This is a genomic window from Mycobacterium sp. NGS29, assembly GCF_059812965.1.
Genome location: NZ_JCALDR010000003.1, coordinates 66,812 through 81,817, shown reverse-complemented (window position 1 = coordinate 81,817; position 15,006 = coordinate 66,812). Strand labels below are relative to the sequence as shown.

The 15,006-nt window shown below is 68.8% G+C and carries 16 protein-coding genes; 13 read left to right on the top strand and 3 right to left on the bottom strand.

Annotation, left to right across the window (positions count from 1 at the left end; all coding sequences use genetic code 11):
• The first annotated feature begins 33 nt into the window (after nt 1-33).
• The 4 genes from nadA to AC5Y5Z_RS05195 are packed head-to-tail and all read left to right on the top strand — an operon-like array spanning nt 34 to nt 4,598.
• Nucleotides 34-1,080, top strand: coding sequence for a quinolinate synthase NadA (gene nadA / locus AC5Y5Z_RS05210; protein ID WP_463825193.1), 1,047 nt, complete (start codon nt 34-36; stop codon nt 1,078-1,080).
• On the top strand, nt 1,077-2,666 hold the full coding sequence (locus AC5Y5Z_RS05205; RefSeq protein WP_499923752.1) for an L-aspartate oxidase: 1,590 nt from the start codon (nt 1,077-1,079) through the stop codon (nt 2,664-2,666). The genes nadA and AC5Y5Z_RS05205 overlap by 4 nt, the downstream gene beginning before the upstream one ends.
• On the top strand, nt 2,666-3,523 hold the full coding sequence (gene nadC / locus AC5Y5Z_RS05200) for a carboxylating nicotinate-nucleotide diphosphorylase (RefSeq protein ID WP_499919100.1): 858 nt from the start codon (nt 2,666-2,668) through the stop codon (nt 3,521-3,523). The genes AC5Y5Z_RS05205 and nadC overlap by 1 nt, the downstream gene beginning before the upstream one ends.
• A gap of 49 nt (nt 3,524-3,572) precedes the next feature.
• Complete coding sequence (locus AC5Y5Z_RS05195; protein ID WP_499923750.1) at nt 3,573-4,598, top strand: zinc-dependent alcohol dehydrogenase; 1,026 nt, start codon at nt 3,573-3,575, stop codon at nt 4,596-4,598.
• 24 nt (nt 4,599-4,622) lie between these two features.
• On the opposite strand, the gene AC5Y5Z_RS05190 is transcribed toward AC5Y5Z_RS05195, so the two are convergent.
• The gene (locus tag AC5Y5Z_RS05190) at nt 4,623-5,036 is read right to left on the bottom strand and encodes a nitroreductase family deazaflavin-dependent oxidoreductase (protein WP_499923748.1); all 414 of its coding nucleotides are present in this window, start codon (nt 5,034-5,036) and stop codon (nt 4,623-4,625) included.
• Between the two features lie 119 nt (nt 5,037-5,155).
• Between AC5Y5Z_RS05190 and hisD the strand changes: the two genes are divergently transcribed.
• The 8 genes from hisD (at nt 5,156) to hisI (ending at nt 11,560) form a co-directional block, all read left to right on the top strand.
• Entirely contained in the window at nt 5,156-6,472 is a 1,317-nt protein-coding gene (hisD, locus tag AC5Y5Z_RS05185; protein ID WP_499924015.1) for a histidinol dehydrogenase, read from the top strand.
• Nucleotides 6,469-7,599, top strand: a complete 1,131-nt coding sequence (locus AC5Y5Z_RS05180; protein ID WP_499923747.1) for a histidinol-phosphate transaminase — start codon at nt 6,469-6,471, stop codon at nt 7,597-7,599. Before hisD ends, AC5Y5Z_RS05180 begins: the two co-directional genes overlap by 4 nt.
• Entirely contained in the window at nt 7,596-8,216 is a 621-nt protein-coding gene (hisB, locus tag AC5Y5Z_RS05175) for an imidazoleglycerol-phosphate dehydratase HisB (RefSeq protein WP_499923745.1), read from the top strand. Before AC5Y5Z_RS05180 ends, hisB begins: the two co-directional genes overlap by 4 nt.
• Nucleotides 8,213-8,836 (top strand): imidazole glycerol phosphate synthase subunit HisH, encoded by a 624-nt coding sequence (hisH, locus tag AC5Y5Z_RS05170; RefSeq protein WP_463825200.1) that lies wholly within the window; start codon nt 8,213-8,215, stop codon nt 8,834-8,836. Before hisB ends, hisH begins: the two co-directional genes overlap by 4 nt.
• Nucleotides 8,833-9,567: a bifunctional 1-(5-phosphoribosyl)-5-((5-phosphoribosylamino)methylideneamino)imidazole-4-carboxamide isomerase/phosphoribosylanthranilate isomerase PriA gene (gene priA / locus AC5Y5Z_RS05165; protein ID WP_499923743.1), complete on the top strand. Its 735-nt coding sequence runs from the start codon at nt 8,833-8,835 to the stop codon at nt 9,565-9,567. The genes hisH and priA overlap by 4 nt, the downstream gene beginning before the upstream one ends.
• Before the next feature lie 6 nt (nt 9,568-9,573).
• A complete protein-coding gene (locus AC5Y5Z_RS05160; protein WP_499923742.1) occupies nt 9,574-10,374 on the top strand; it encodes an inositol monophosphatase family protein in 801 nt (266 codons plus the stop codon).
• 83 nt (nt 10,375-10,457) lie between these two features.
• Nucleotides 10,458-11,219 carry an imidazole glycerol phosphate synthase subunit HisF gene (gene hisF / locus AC5Y5Z_RS05155; RefSeq protein ID WP_463825203.1) on the top strand — a complete coding sequence of 254 codons (762 nt, stop codon included), beginning with the start codon at nt 10,458-10,460 and terminating at the stop codon, nt 11,217-11,219.
• Complete coding sequence (gene hisI / locus AC5Y5Z_RS05150; protein WP_463825204.1) at nt 11,216-11,560, top strand: phosphoribosyl-AMP cyclohydrolase; 345 nt, start codon at nt 11,216-11,218, stop codon at nt 11,558-11,560. The genes hisF and hisI overlap by 4 nt, the downstream gene beginning before the upstream one ends.
• Here hisI and AC5Y5Z_RS05145 read toward each other — a convergent pair.
• Nucleotides 11,557-13,053, bottom strand: a complete 1,497-nt coding sequence (locus AC5Y5Z_RS05145) for a serine/threonine-protein kinase (protein ID WP_499923739.1) — start codon at nt 13,051-13,053, stop codon at nt 11,557-11,559. The two genes, hisI and AC5Y5Z_RS05145, sit on opposite strands and share 4 nt — an antisense overlap.
• 332 nt (nt 13,054-13,385) lie before the next feature.
• Between AC5Y5Z_RS05145 and AC5Y5Z_RS05140 the strand changes: the two genes are divergently transcribed.
• Nucleotides 13,386-14,477 carry a calcium:cation antiporter gene (locus AC5Y5Z_RS05140; RefSeq protein WP_499923738.1) on the top strand — a complete coding sequence of 364 codons (1,092 nt, stop codon included), beginning with the start codon at nt 13,386-13,388 and terminating at the stop codon, nt 14,475-14,477.
• 9 nt (nt 14,478-14,486) lie between these two features.
• Here AC5Y5Z_RS05140 and AC5Y5Z_RS05135 read toward each other — a convergent pair whose 3' ends face one another.
• Entirely contained in the window at nt 14,487-14,942 is a 456-nt protein-coding gene (locus AC5Y5Z_RS05135; protein WP_463825208.1) for a peroxiredoxin, read from the bottom strand.
• Between the last annotated feature and the right edge of the window lie 64 nt (nt 14,943-15,006).

The window sequence follows — 15,006 nt, the reverse complement described above, 5'->3', positions numbered from 1 at the left end:
AGTCGAAAACCTCCGGGTGCGAAAGGAGCCCCCATGACGGTCTTGAATCGCATGGACATCGCCGATGAGCTGGCAGCCCGCATCGTCAGCACGGCGACCGGCTACACCGGGATCGAGGGCGACGCGCAGTGGGCCGCCGAGATCCGCCGCCTGGCGCGGCTGCGCGGTGCGACCGTCCTGGCCCACAACTACCAGCTGCCGGCGATCCAGGACGTCGCCGACCACGTGGGGGACTCGCTGGCCCTGTCCCGCATCGCGGCCGACGCGCCTGAGGACACCATCGTGTTCTGCGGGGTGCACTTCATGGCCGAGACCGCCAAGATCCTGAGCCCGGCCAAGACGGTACTCATCCCGGATCAGCGCGCCGGGTGCTCGCTGGCCGATTCGATCACCGCCGACGAACTGCGCGCCTGGAAAGCCGACCATCCCGGGGCGGTCGTGGTCTCCTATGTCAACACCACCGCAGAGGTCAAGGCCCTCACCGACATCTGCTGCACGTCGTCCAACGCGGTCGAGGTGGTGGCCTCCATCGACCCCGACCGCGAAGTGCTGTTCTGCCCCGACCAGTTCCTGGGCGCCCACGTGCGCCGGGTGACGGGTCGGGAGAACCTGCATGTGTGGGCCGGCGAATGCCACGTGCACGCCGGGATCAACGGTGACGAGCTCACCGAGCAGGCCCGCGCCAACCCGGACGCGGAGCTGTTCGTTCATCCCGAGTGTGGTTGCGCCACTTCGGCTTTGTATCTGGCCGGGGAAGGAGCTTTCCCGGCCGACCGAGTCAAGATCCTATCCACCGGCGGAATGCTGGACGCCGCCCACCAGACCCACGCCCGCAAGGTGCTGGTGGCCACCGAGGTCGGCATGTTGCACCAACTACGCAGGGCCGCACCGGAAGTCGAGTTCCAGGCGGTCAACGACCGCGCGTCGTGCAAGTACATGAAGATGATCACCCCGGCCGCACTGTTGCGCTGCCTGCTGGACGGCGCCGACGAAGTCCACGTCGACCCGGACATCGCGGCGGCGGGGCGCCGCAGCGTGCAGCGGATGATCGCGATCGGCCAGCCGGGCGGTGGCGAATGACGACTGGCCCGGTCTGGCAGGACTCCGCCGACGTCGTGGTGATCGGCATGGGCGTCGCGGGACTGGCCGCCGGGCTGGCCGCGCACCGCGCGGGAGGCCGCGTCGTGGTCCTCAACAAAGCGACGCAGACGCGGGCGGTGACCGCCACCCACTACGCCCAGGGCGGCATCGCGGTGGTACTGCCGGACAACGACGACTCGGTCGACGCCCACGTCGCCGACACCCTGGCCGCGGGCGCGGGCCTGTGCGACCCTGAGGCGGTGTATTCGATCGTCGCCGACGGCTACCGGGCGGTGACCGAATTGGTCTGCGCGGGAGCACGATTCGACGAGGTGGTGCCGGGCCGGTGGGATGTTACCCGCGAAGGCGGGCACTCGCGACGACGCGTCGTGCATGCCGGCGGGGATGCGACCGGCGCTGAGGTGCAGCGCACCCTCGATCATGCGGCCCGCCTGCTGGACATCCGCAACGGCCACGTCGCACTGCGGGTGCTGCACGACGGTGACGCGGTCACCGGGGTGCTGGTCGGGCGTGCCGATGGTTGCGGCATCATCCATGCGCCGTCGGTGATATTGGCCACCGGTGGCCTCGGGCATCTCTACAGCGCGACCACCAACCCGGTCGGTTCCACCGGTGACGGCATCGCATTGGCATTGTGGGCCGGCGCGGCGATCGCCGACCTCGAATTCATCCAATTCCACCCGACGATGCTCTACACCCCCGACGGCGGGGGCCGGCGACCGCTGATCACCGAGGCGATCCGCGGTGAAGGCGCGAAACTGATTGACAAACAAGGCAATTCGATCACCGCCGGTATCCACCCGATGGGCGACCTGGCCCCGCGCGACGTCGTCGCCGCGGCCATCGACGCGCGGCTGAAAGCCACCGGCGAGCCGTGCGCCTACCTCGATGCCCGAGCCATCGCCGGCTTCCCGGCACGGTTCCCGACGGTCACCGCCGCGTGCCGCGCGGCCGGCATCGACCCGGTGCGCCAACCCATCCCGATCATTCCGGGCGCACACTACAGCTGCGGCGGCGTCGTCACCGACGTCTACGGCCGGACCGAACTGCCCGGATTGTTCGCCGCCGGGGAAGTGGCGCGCACCGGCATGCACGGCGCCAACCGGTTGGCCTCCAACAGCCTGCTGGAAGGTCTGGTGGTCGGCGCACGGGCCGGCACTGCCGCCGTCGCACACGCGGCGGCGACGGGGCATCCGCGCGCGAAGCTGCCCGCACCGATCGTCCACACCGCGCCCGAGCGCGCTGACCTGCAGCAGGCGATGAGCCGGGATGCCTCGGTGGTCCGCGACGCCCCCGGGCTGCAGGCGCTGGACGGGAAGCTGGGCGCCGCACCGGTCCGGGATGTGACAGACCGGCGCGGCGCCGAGGACGTCGCCCTGGCGCTGGCCGCCCGGACGGTCACCGCCGCCGCGCTGGCCCGCGCCGAAAGCCGCGGATGCCACCACCGCGCCGAACATCCGTCGGCCGCCACCGAGACCGGGCGCAGCATTCTGGTCCGGCTGGCCTTCGACGGCGAGCAGCCGACCGATTCTGTCCAGGTCGAAGCGTTGGCGGCGGTGGGCTGATGATGCTGGACGACGCCGAGCTGATCGACGCTCGGGAGACCATCCGGCGGGGCCTGGTCGAAGACCTCCGTTACGGCCCGGACACCACCACGTTGGCCACCGTGCCGGCGAACGACGTGGCCACCGCGTCGATGGTGCCCCGGGAGCCCGGCGTGGTCGCCGGGGTGGACGTGGCGCTGCTGGTGCTCGACGAGGTGATCGGCAGCCGCGGGTACCAGGTGCTGCACCGGGTGGAGGACGGGGCGAAAGTCGACGCGGGCGAGCCGTTTCTGACGGTGCGGGCCGAGACGCGGGGACTGCTGACCGCCGAACGGACCATGCTGAACCTGGTCTGTCACCTGTCCGGGATCGCATCGGTGACGGCAGCGTGGGTGGAGGCCGTCAGCGGCACCAAGGCCAAGATTCGCGACACCCGCAAGACCCTGCCGGGTCTACGGGCGTTGCAGAAGTACGCGGTGCGCGTCGGCGGCGGCGTCAATCACCGGCTCGGTCTGGGCGATGCGGCGCTGATCAAGGACAACCACGTCGCAGCGGCCGGATCGGTGGTGGAGGCGTTGCGCGCCGTGCGGGCCGCCGCACCCGAGATGTGCTGCGAGGTCGAAGTGGATTCCCTCGAGCAACTCGACGAGGTGCTGCCCGAGAAGCCCGAGCTGATCCTGCTGGACAACTTCCCGGTGTGGCAGACGCAGACGGCGGTGCAGCGTCGCGACGCCCGCGCGCCAGAGGTTCTCCTCGAATCCTCCGGTGGGCTCAGCCTGGAGACGGCCGCGACGTACGCCGGCACAGGCGTGGATTACCTCGCCGTCGGGGCGTTGACGCATTCGGTGCGCGTGCTGGACGTCGGCCTGGACATGTAGCGCCGGGCATGGGCTTCAGCGCATTCGGTGACCGGGCAAGGATGGTGCGATGCGGCAATTGACACATGCGGAGCCCGGGCACTACGCGTGGCGCGAGGTCGCCGACCCGGTGCTGGCAGCGCCCGGACAGGCCTTGGTACGTCCGCTGGCCGTCGCCTGCTGCGACCTCGACGTCGCTGTCTGCGCTGGTCGGCTCCCGCTTCCGCCGGGTTACGCGGTGGGTCATGAAGGCGTGGGCGAGGTCGTCGCGGTGGGTGCGGAGGTGTCCAGCGTGCGAGTCGGGGACCGGGTGGTGGTCCCTTTTCAGATCAGCTGCGGCACCTGTCGGGAGTGTCGCCGCGGGGCGACCGGCTCCTGCGGTTCGCTGCCGCTGATGGCGATGTACGGGATGGGACCGATCGCCGGCCTGGACGGTGGCGGGTTCATGTCGGATCTGGTGTTGGTGCCCTACGCCGATGCGATGCTGATCCCGGTTCCGGCCGGGGTCGATCCGGTGGCCGTCGCCTCGCTGTCGGACAACATTCCCGACGGCTGGCGCACAGTCGGTCCCTTCGCCAGCGAACTGGCCCTGCTGGACCAGGCCGACCGGCGAGTGCTGGTGGTCGGCCGGTTGTCCATCGGGTTGTATGCGGTGGCGTTCGCTTCAGCGCTCGGCGCCCAGGTGGACTACGTCGACACCGACCCGCAGCGGTTGAGCGCGGCACAACAGCTTGGCGCGACTACGCACGACCGGCCGAAACCGGCCAAAGAGTGGGATCCCTATCCGGTGACGGTGAACACCTCGGCCGATCCGGAGCTACTTGCCGCTACGTTGCGCGCGACGTGGGCGGACGGCGTGTGCACCGACACCGGCATCTATCACCAGAACGTCGAGATGGCGCTGCTGCACCTGTACACCCGGGGCGTCAGGTTCGTCACCGGCCGGGTCAATGCGCGCGCGGCCATCCCGTCCGTGCTCGGGCTGATCGCCGACGGATGTGATCTGTCGGCGGCCGTCGACCGCGTGGTGCCGTGGGAAGAAGCCGCTGCCGCGTGGCCCACCATGACCGGCAAGACGGTCTTCACCAGGATTTGACTCGCGGCCTTCGGCACTTGCGGCTCAGGCGACGTCGCCGACCAGGACCGCCATCCGGCGCAGTTGCAGTCGCGCCAACCAGGGCAGCCCGGCCGCCTCGGAACCGGCGGGCAGGATCCGGGGATTGGTGATGTGCACCACCCGACGGGTGAAATGCACGTCGGCTTCACCGGCGGCCAGCACGTTCTTCACCCAGTCGGTCTTGCCGTGACCCAGCGCGACCGCCAACAGACCGCCTTTGCGGTAGGTGGTGACGATGGTCCGGTACGGCTTGCCGGACTTGCGTCCGCGGTGCTCGATCGTCGCCGTGCCGGGCAGGTAGCGGACGATCGGTTTGAGCGCCGGGTTGAGGTATCTGACTTGGAGGTTCTCGAACCACACCGGGTAGATCATCGGGACGCCGGGGGCGTTGTTGGGGTGTTGATCCCGACCGGGCATGGCTGGCTCCCTCCGCTACCGGGCCTGACTTCCACTGGGCACACTACCGGTGGAATATCGATGTGAGCTGCTCTGGGACAATGGTGGGCGTGACGACTACACCGACCGGCGAGCCTGCGCTGCTGTCCCGTATCGATCTGCGGGGGGTGGAGCTGACGGCCGCGCGGCTGCGGGCCGATCTGCCGCGTGCCGGGGTGGACGTCGAATCGGTGCTGGACCGGGTGCGCCCGATCGTGCAGGCGGTCGCTGAGCGTGGTGTCGAGGCGGCCCTGGAGTACGCCGAGCAGTTCGACGGCGTGCGACCTGCGGCGGTCCGGGTACCCGAAGGTGCGCTGGAGGCCGCGATCGTCGGACTCGACGACGATGTGCGCGACGCGTTGCAGGTGATGATCGAGCGGGCGCGTGCCGTGCACGCCGACCAGCGCCGCACCGACACCACCACCACATTGGGTCCGGGCGCGATGGTCACCGAACGCTGGGTCCCCGTGGAGCGGGTCGGCTTGTACGTGCCCGGCGGAAACGCGGTCTACCCGTCCAGCGTGGTGATGAACGTGGTGCCGGCGCAGGCGGCCGGGGTCGACTCGCTGGTGATCGCCAGCCCGCCCCAGGCGGAGTTCGGCGGGCTGCCCCACCCGACCATCCTGGCTGCGGCCGGGCTGCTGGGTGTCGAAGAGGTGTGGGCGGTCGGCGGGGCGCAGGCCGTGGCGTTGCTGGCGTACGGCGGCCTCGACACGGGTGGACCGGAGCTCGTTCCGGTCGACATGATCACCGGTCCCGGGAACATCTATGTCACCGCCGCCAAACGGTTGTGCCGGTCCCTGGTCGGAATCGACGCCGAGGCCGGGCCCACCGAAATCGCGATCCTGGCCGACCAGACGGCCAACCCGGTGCACGTCGCCGCCGATCTGATCAGCCAGGCCGAACACGACGAGATGGCCGCCGGCGTGCTGGTCACGCCCAGCGTCGAACTGGCCGACGCCACCGACGCCGCACTGGCCAACCAGCTGCAGACCACCGTGCACCGGCAACGCGTCGAGGCGGCGCTGTCCGGGCCGCAGTCGAAGATCATCCTGACCGACGACCTCGACGCCGCCGTCCAGGTCGTGAATGCCTACGCCGCCGAGCATTTGGAGATCCAGACCGCCGACGCAACGGCAGTGGCAAGCCGAATCCGTTCCGCCGGAGCGATTTTCGTCGGGCCTTATGCCCCGGTCAGTCTCGGTGACTACTGCGCGGGGTCCAATCACGTGCTGCCCACCGCGGGTTCGGCACGGCACTCCAGCGGCCTGTCGGTGCAGACCTTCCTGCGCGGCATTCACGTCGTCGACTACACCGAATCAGCTCTGAAGGATGTTGCCGGGCACGTGGTCGCGCTGGCCCAGGCCGAGGATCTGCCCGCCCACGGCGAGGCCGTCCGGCGACGGTTCGAGTCATGAAGCCGACCCTGGACGACTTGCCGCTGCGCGCTGACCTGCGCGGCAAAATTCCCTACGGCGCACCGCAATTGGAGGTGCCGGTACGGCTGAACACCAACGAGAACCCGCACCCCCCCACCCGGGCGCTGGTCGATGACGTCGTAGCATCGGTGCGTGCAGCGGCCGCCGATCTGCACCGGTATCCCGACCGCGACGCGGTGGCGCTGCGCACCGATTTGGCCGCCTACCTCAGCGCCCAGGTCGGTATTCCGGTCGGCCCCGAAAGCGTCTGGGCGGCAAACGGATCCAACGAGATCCTGCAGCAGCTGCTGCAGGCCTTCGGCGGCCCCGGGCGCAGCGCGATCGGATTCGTGCCGTCGTACTCGATGCATCCGATCATCTCCGACGCCACCCGCACCGAATGGCTGGAAACCGCCCGCGCCGACGACTTCAGCCTCGATATCGAAGCCGCCGTCGCCGCGGTCACCGACCGCCGACCCGATGTGGTGTTCATCGCCAGCCCCAATAATCCGTCCGGACAGAGCATCACACTGCCGCAACTGCGCCGGCTGCTCGATGCGGTGCCCGGGATCCTGATCGTCGACGAAGCCTATGGCGAGTTCTCCGCGCAGCCCAGCGCGGTGACGCTGGTCGAGCAGTACCCGACCAAACTCGTCGTCACCCGCACCATGAGCAAGGCATTCGCCTTCGCCGGCGGCCGGCTGGGTTACCTGGTGGCCACACCCGCCCTGGTCGAGGCCATGCTGCTGGTACGCCTGCCGTATCACCTGTCCTCGGTCACCCAGGCCGCCGCGCGGGCCGCCCTGCGGCACACCGATGACACCCTGGGCAGCGTCGCCGCCCTGATCGCCGAACGCGAGCGGGTGTCGACCGCGTTGGCCGGCATGGGTTTTCGGGTGATCCCCAGTGACGCCAATTTCGTGCTGTTCGGTGAATTCGCCGACGCGCCGGCCGCGTGGCAGCATTACCTGGATTCCGGCGTGCTGATCCGCGACGTCAGCATCCCGGGTTATCTGCGCGCCACCACGGGGCTGGCCCACGAGAACGACGCCTTCCTGGCGGCGAGCGCCCGGATCGCCGCCACCGAACTGGCCCCGGCCCCGCAGCCTTGTATAGGAGCATCGTGACAGTCCACGAACCTCGGCGCGCGCGTATCGAACGCCGCACCAAAGAGTCCGACATCGTCATCGAGCTCGACCTAGACGGCACCGGCCAGGTCGACATCGACACCGGCGTCCCGTACTTCGACCACATGCTGACCGCACTGGGCAGCCACGCCAGCTTCGACCTGACCGTGCGCACCAAGGGTGACGTCGAGATCGAGGCGCACCACACGGTCGAGGACACCGCGATCGCCCTGGGCCAGGCGCTGGGGGAGGCGTTGGGCGACAAGAAGGGCATCCGCCGGTTCGGTGATGCGTTCATCCCGATGGACGAGACGCTGGCGCACGCGGCTGTCGACGTGTCGGGCCGCCCGTACTGCGTACACACCGGTGAGCCGGATCATCTGCAGCACTTCACGATTGCCGGCAATGCGGTGCCGTACCACACCGTCATTAACCGGCACGTGTTCGAATCGCTGGCCATGAACGCCCGCATCGCGCTGCACGTGCGGGTGCTCTACGGTCGCGACCCGCATCACATCACCGAGGCCGAATACAAGGCGGTGGCCCGCGCGCTGCGTCGCGCCGTCGAGTTCGACTCCCGGGTTTCGGGCGTGCCATCTACCAAAGGTGTTCTGTGACAGCGCAAGTCGTTGTTCTCGACTACGGTTCGGGCAACCTCCGGTCGGCTCAGCGGGCGCTGGAGCGCACCGGCGCCCGGGTCGAGGTGACCGCCGACGCCGAGGAAGCGCTGGCCGCCGACGGACTGGTAGTGCCCGGGGTCGGGGCATTCGAAGCCTGCATGGCGGGTCTGCGCAAAGTCGACGGGGAACGCATCATCGCCGAGCGGGTCGCGGCCGGACGCCCGGTGCTGGGTATCTGCGTGGGCATGCAGATCCTGTTCGCCCGCGGCGTCGAGTTCGGCGTGGAGACCACGGGTTGCGGGCAGTGGCCCGGCGCGGTGACCCGGCTGGACGCCCCGGTGATCCCCCACATGGGCTGGAACGTCGTGCAGGCCGCGCCCGGCAGCACGCTCTTCAACGGTCTGGCCGAAGACACCCGGTTCTATTTCGTACACTCCTACGCCGCACAGCGGTGGGAAGGATCACCCGCAGCGATGTTGACCTGGGCGACACATCAGGTGCCTTTTCTAGCCGCGGTCGAGGACGGGCCGTTGTCGGCGACCCAGTTCCACCCGGAGAAGAGCGGCGATGCCGGCGCGGCCGTGCTGGGTAACTGGGTCAAGGGGCTGTCGCGATGACGCTGATCCTGTTGCCCGCCGTCGACGTGGTCGAGGGCCGAGCCGTGCGCCTGGTCCAGGGCAAAGCCGGCAGTGAAACCGAATACGGCTCCGCGCTGGATGCCGCGCTGGGCTGGCAGCGCGACGGCACCGACTGGATACATCTGGTCGACCTCGACGCCGCGTTCGGTCGCGGCTCCAACCGGGAGTTGCTCGCCGACGTGGTGGGCAAACTCGATGTGCAGGTGGAGCTTTCCGGTGGTATCCGCGACGACGACTCGCTGGCGGCGGCGCTGGCGACCGGTTGCGCGCGGGTCAACCTGGGCACCGCGGCGCTGGAGAACCCGCAGTGGTGTGCGCGGGCGATCGCCGAGCACGGCGAGAAGGTCGCCGTGGGCCTGGATGTTCAGATTGTGGAGGGCGAGCACCGGTTACGCGGACGCGGTTGGGAGACCGACGGTGGCGACCTGTGGGAGGTGCTGGACCGCCTGGACGGCGAAGGATGCTCGCGGTACGTGGTCACCGATGTCACCAAAGACGGAACCCTGGGCGGTCCGAACCTGGACCTGCTGGCCCGGGTCGCCGAGCGCACCGAGGCGCCGGTGATCGCCTCCGGCGGGGTGTCCAGCCTGGACGACCTGCGTGCCATCGCGACGCTGACCGACCGGGGTATCGAGGGGGCCATCGTGGGTAAAGCCCTCTATGCCGGGCGTTTCACGCTGCCGCAGGCGTTGGCCGCGGTAAAGGATTAGCCCGCAATGGATCTGGATGCGTTGGTGGCTCAGGCATCGGCCATCCTCGACGACGCGGTCGAACCTTTCCTGGCCGGCCACCGTGCCGATTCGGCAGTCGCCAAGAAGGGCAATGACTTCGCCACCGAGGTGGATCTGGCGATCGAACGGCAGGTGGTCGACGCGCTGGTGGCAGCCACCGGGATCGAGGTGCACGGCGAGGAGTTCGGCGGCGCGGACTTCGACTCGCCGTGGGTGTGGGTGCTCGACCCGGTAGACGGGACGTTCAACTACGCCGCGGGGTCGCCGCTGGCGGGGATTCTGCTGGGGCTGCTGCGCGAGGGTGAGCCGGTGGCGGGGCTGACCTGGTTGCCGTTCACCGGCCAGCGGTATACCGCGGTGGCGGGCGGTCCGCTGCTGCGAAACGGAGTGCCGCGGCCCCCGCTGGCGCACTCCGAGCTGGGCGACGCGCTGGTTGCCGCGGGGTCCTTCAGCGCCGACTCGCGCGGCCGGTTCCCCGGGCAATACCGCCTGACCGTGCTGGAGAACCTCAGCCGGGTGTCCTCCCGGTTGCGTATGCACGGCTCCACCGGGCTCGACCTCGCCTACGTCGCCGACGGAATACTCGGCGGGGCAATAAGTTTCGGAAGCCATGTGTGGGATCACGCGGCGGGCGTCGCGCTGGTGCGGGCCGCGGGCGGTGTCGTCACCGACCTGGCCGGCCAACCGTGGACCCCGTCGTCGCGGTCCGCCCTGGCCGCCGCACCGGGTGTGCACGGGGAGATGCTGGAGACCCTGCGCGGCACCGGCGAACCGGAGGACTTCTGATGCCGAGCAGACACAAAAGTCCCCGACACGCCGATGAAAATGGAGCTTTTGCGTCTGCTCGCGAGGGGACAGGTGGCCTCGCGGTGCGGGTAATCCCGTGCCTGGACGTCGACGACGGTCGTGTCGTCAAAGGCGTCAACTTCGAGAACCTCAGGGATGCAGGTGATCCCGTCGAACTGGCGGCCGCCTACGACGCCGAGGGCGCCGACGAACTGACTTTCCTCGACGTGACCGCTTCCTCGTCGGGACGGGCCACGATGCTCGACGTGGTGCGCCGCACCGCCGAGCAGGTGTTCATCCCGCTGACGGTGGGCGGCGGCGTGCGCGCGGTGGCCGATGTCGACATGTTGTTGCGCGCGGGTGCCGACAAGGTGTCAGTCAACACCGCCGCCATCGCCCGGCCCGACCTGCTGGCTGAAATGTCGAGACAGTTCGGCTCGCAGTGCATCGTGTTGTCCGTCGACGCGCGCACGGTGCCGGCCGGATCGGCACCTACGCCGTCGGGTTGGGAGGTCACCACGCATGGCGGGCGCCGCGGCACCGGCATCGATGCCGTGGAGTGGGCGACCCGCGGTGCGGAGTTGGGTGTGGGCGAGATCCTGTTGAACTCGATGGACGCCGACGGCACCAAAGCCGGATTCGACCTGCCCATGCTGCGCGCGGTGCGCGCCGCGGTCACCGTGCCGGTGATCGCCAGCGGCGGCGCCGGAGCAGCAGACCACTTTGCACCCGCGGTCGCCGCAGGTGCCGATGCGGTGTTGGCGGCCAGCGTCTTTCACTTCCGGGAGTTGACCATCGGCCAGGTGAAGGCCGCGATGGCCGAGCGGGAGATCACGGTGCGATGACCCTGGACCCACGAATCGCCGCGCGGCTCAAGCGCAACGCCGACGGACTGATCGCCGCAGTGGTGCAGGAACGCGGCACCGGCGATGTGTTGATGGTCGCCTGGATGGACGACGACGCGCTGGCCCGAACTCTGAAAACCCGTGAGGCCACCTATTTTTCGCGATCGCGCGGTGAGCAGTGGATCAAGGGCGCGACATCGGGGCACACCCAACATGTGCACTCGGTGCGTTTGGACTGCGACGGTGACACCGTGCTGTTGACCGTGGACCAGGTGGGCGGCGCGTGCCACACCGGTGACCACACCTGTTTCGACGCCGAAGTGCTGCTGGAATCCGATTAGCGGGAGCCGACGTTCAGGCCCGCGGTGGCCTCGAGTGCAGCCTTGGCCCACTTGCCTTGCGCCACCGCGGGTTTGATGCGCTCCTGACGAATCTCGTCAACATTGATGGCGCCTTTGCTGACCGCCGGTGGGACCTGGAAGGCGAAACTCGCCGATTCGGTGGCGATGGCGAGGATGGCGTCATGGTCCTGGAAGTTGTTGCTGCGCATGATCCGTGCCGCCCACTCATCCGGGGGAACACCACCGAAGTTGCTGACGTACACCACATAGAGCATGGTGCCGCGCTGGGCGTGGAGCTGGTCGAGGGCGACCTCCACCGAGAAATGCTCGCTCTTGTTCAAGACGTGGTTCTCGTCGGTGACCTGGCCGGTCAGATGCGGCACCTGTTTGGCCGCCGTCGGTACCGGACTGCCGGGCGGGGCCGGTGGTCGCGAGGTCACGCTGGTCTGACTGGACGCATCGGCCCCGCGGCTGCCGGGCTTCTCGGTCATCACGAACACACCGAGGATCACCGCAATGCCGACCAGGGTGATGGCCGCCAGCGTCACGATCAACGTCGCGTGCCCGCCGCCGCGCGGGGGCGGGGGCATCATCGGCACCGGCGGGTTCATCGCCATCGGAGGCACCGGCACCAGGCCGGGCGGGGCGCCGAGTGCGGCCGCGAACTCCGTGCACGAGGCAAAGCGTGCCGCCGGGTCCTTGGCCATCGCCCTGACGATGACGCCGTCGAGGTAGGCGAGGTCGGGCCGTCGCGCACCGAGCAACGGCGGCGGCGCGGACAGATGCTGGCTGATGATCACCGCCGAACTGGTGTGGTCGAACGGTGCAACACCGGTGAGCAGCTGGTATGCGGTGCACCCCAGCGCGTACTGGTCGACGCGCCCGTCGAGGTCCAGACCCTGCAGCTGCTCCGGCGAACAGTAGGCAGTGGTGCCCATCGTGATATTGGTGGCGGTCAGATTGCTGCTCGCGCCGAGCTCGCGGGCGATACCGAAATCGGCGAGCACGATCCGTCGTCGTGGTTGGGCGTCACCGAGCAGGATGTTGGCGGGTTTAACGTCGCGGTGCAGCAAGCCGCGGGAATGCGCGTAGTCGAGCGCGTCGGCCACGGCCGAGATGATCTGCACCACCTCCGGCAGCGGCATCCCGTTGGGGTAGTGCTCGTGCAGCAGTCGCGCGGCGTCGGTGCCCTCCACATAGTCCATCGAGAGCCACAGCTGCCCCTGGTATTCGCCGCGATCGTGGATGCCGACGATGTGCTGGTTGTAGAGGCTGGCTGCCAACTCGGCCTCGCGGTTGAAACGCTGGCGGTACTCCGAATTCGAGGTCAGCTCGGCGGGCAGGATCTTCAGCGCGTCACGTCGCGGCAAGCGGGGGTGTTGAGCCAGGTAGACCTGGCCCATGCCGCCGGCGCCCAGCCGTCGCACGATGGTGTATCCGGCGAACAGCTCACCCGCTGTCAAGCCCTCGCCGGGACCGTCGCTTGTCGGCATGTGAGCATGCTACTGAGCGACCCGGCCCGTTCGCCGGGCAATGCCCGCAGCGGTGTGCCCCGTTTCGGCGCGCGGAAGATCGTCGCAGCTCCGCTGGTAGGATCGGGGGCGCCGTGAGTTGCACCGATGCGCGCGTCGATGGGGCGGTGACATGCCTTTCATGGGGTGAAATCTGTTCTGTTCGTCAGTGATTCGAACGAGGCGGACGGTGTTGCGCTGATGCGCAGTGCGCCCCAACGTGATTCCGTGACGTGAGTGGGTCCACCCGGCGGTCTCAGGGCTGATGACGTTCTGCAGCAAGCACTTTGATTGCACTGACGAGAGGATGGTAGATGCGCAGATTGGTGTCCTGGAACGTGCTGACGCCGCTGATCGCCGTCATCTCGCTGGCCCTCACCTGGGGTGAGGATATTGGGCCGCTGCTGGGCGCGGTGGAGGCCGTGTTGCTCGGCGGTGCTGTACTGACCGCCGTCCACCACGCCGAGGTCGTCGCGCACCGGGTCGGTGAGCCGCTGGGGTCGCTGGTGCTCGCGGTCGCGGTGACCGTCATCGAGGTGGCGCTGATCGTCACGCTGATGGCCTCGGGTGGGGACAAAGCGGAGACGCTGGCCCGCGACACCGTCTTCGCGGCGGTGATGATCACCACCAATGGCATCGCCGGCTTGTCGTTACTGGTCGGCTCCCGACGCTACGGCGTGACGACGTTCAACGCCGAGGGCAGCGGTTCGGCGCTGGCCACCATCGCGACACTGGCAACGCTCGGTCTGGTGCTGCCCACGTTCACCACCAGTCATCCCGGCCCGCAGTTCTCCTCCGGCCAACTCGCCTTCGCCGCGGTCGCGTCACTGGCGCTGTATCTGATGTTCGTCTTCACCCAGACCGTGCGGCACCGCGACTTCTTCCTGCCGGTGCGCCAGCAGGGTGCCGACGAGCGTGACGACCACAACGAGCACGCCGATCCGCCGAGCACCAAGGCGGCGCTGGCCAGTCTGGGCCTGCTGCTGGTGGCGCTGGTAGCGGTGGTGGGCCTGGCAAAGGTGGAGTCGCCCATCATCGAGCGGATGGTGGCATCGGCGGGTTTTCCGCATTCCTTCGTCGGCGTGGTGATCGCCACGCTGGTACTGCTGCCGGAAACCCTCGCCGCGGTGCGTGCGGCGGCGCAGGGCCGGCTGCAAATCAGCCTGAACCTGGCCTACGGGTCGGCGATCGCCAGCATCGGGCTCACCATCCCGGCCATCGCGCTGGCATCGATCTGGATCCGTGGGCCGCTGGTGCTGGGACTGGGCGCCACCCAGCTGGTGTTGCTGGCGCTGACCGTCGTGGTGAGCGTGCTGACGGTGGTTCCCGGCCGGGCGACGCGGTTGCAGGCCGAGGTGCATCTGGTGCTGCTGGCCGCGTGCTTCTTCCTCGCGATGAGCCCGTAGCGGCAGGCGTCAGCGGCCGCGCAGCGTCTGCAGCGCTTTGTCGGCGTGACTGTCCATGCTGATCTCACTGGCGATCACGTTGAGCACGGTGCGGTCGGTGTCGATGACGAAGGTGGTGCGCTTGACCGGCATCAGCTTGCCCAGCAGGCCCCGCTTGACGCCGAACTGGGTGGCCACGGCGCCGTCGGCGTCCGACAGCAGCGGGTAGTCGAACCGCTGGGAATCAGCGAACTTGGCCTGCTTCTGCACCTCGTCGGTGCTGATGCCGACGCGGTTGGCGCCGAGTGCGGCGAACTCGGCGGCCAGGTCACGGAAATGGCAGGCCTCCTTCGTGCACCCCGGCGTCATGGCCGCCGGGTAGAAGAACAGCACCACCGGCCCGTCGGCGAGCAGCTCGCTGAGCTTGCGCGGCGTACCCGTCTGATCGGGCAGCTCGAAGTCGGCCACGGTGTCACCAATTTTCATGACCGTCACGCTACGCGGGCCGTCGGCCCGGGGTCTGAGCCACCTCATCTGATTGGATGGTTCG

Excerpts from the sequence above, each read along its gene's own strand:
- hisI (WP_463825204.1), top strand. The coding sequence starts at position 11,216 with ATGACCCTGGACCCACGAATCGCCGCGCGGCTCAAGCGCAACGCCGAC.
- AC5Y5Z_RS05160 (WP_499923742.1), top strand. The coding sequence starts at position 9,574 with ATGGATCTGGATGCGTTGGTGGCTCAGGCATCGGCCATCCTCGACGAC.
- AC5Y5Z_RS05180 (WP_499923747.1), top strand. The coding sequence starts at position 6,469 with ATGAAGCCGACCCTGGACGACTTGCCGCTGCGCGCTGACCTGCGCGGC.
- AC5Y5Z_RS05140 (WP_499923738.1), top strand. The coding sequence starts at position 13,386 with ATGCGCAGATTGGTGTCCTGGAACGTGCTGACGCCGCTGATCGCCGTC.
- AC5Y5Z_RS05205 (WP_499923752.1), top strand. The coding sequence starts at position 1,077 with ATGACGACTGGCCCGGTCTGGCAGGACTCCGCCGACGTCGTGGTGATC.
- AC5Y5Z_RS05135 (WP_463825208.1), bottom strand. The coding sequence starts at position 14,942 with ATGAAAATTGGTGACACCGTGGCCGACTTCGAGCTGCCCGATCAGACG.
- priA (WP_499923743.1), top strand. The coding sequence starts at position 8,833 with ATGACGCTGATCCTGTTGCCCGCCGTCGACGTGGTCGAGGGCCGAGCC.
- AC5Y5Z_RS05195 (WP_499923750.1), top strand. The coding sequence starts at position 3,573 with ATGCGGCAATTGACACATGCGGAGCCCGGGCACTACGCGTGGCGCGAG.
- nadA (WP_463825193.1), top strand. The coding sequence starts at position 34 with ATGACGGTCTTGAATCGCATGGACATCGCCGATGAGCTGGCAGCCCGC.
- AC5Y5Z_RS05145 (WP_499923739.1), bottom strand. The coding sequence starts at position 13,053 with ATGCCGACAAGCGACGGTCCCGGCGAGGGCTTGACAGCGGGTGAGCTG.
- nadC (WP_499919100.1), top strand. The coding sequence starts at position 2,666 with ATGATGCTGGACGACGCCGAGCTGATCGACGCTCGGGAGACCATCCGG.
- AC5Y5Z_RS05190 (WP_499923748.1), bottom strand. The coding sequence starts at position 5,036 with ATGCCCGGTCGGGATCAACACCCCAACAACGCCCCCGGCGTCCCGATG.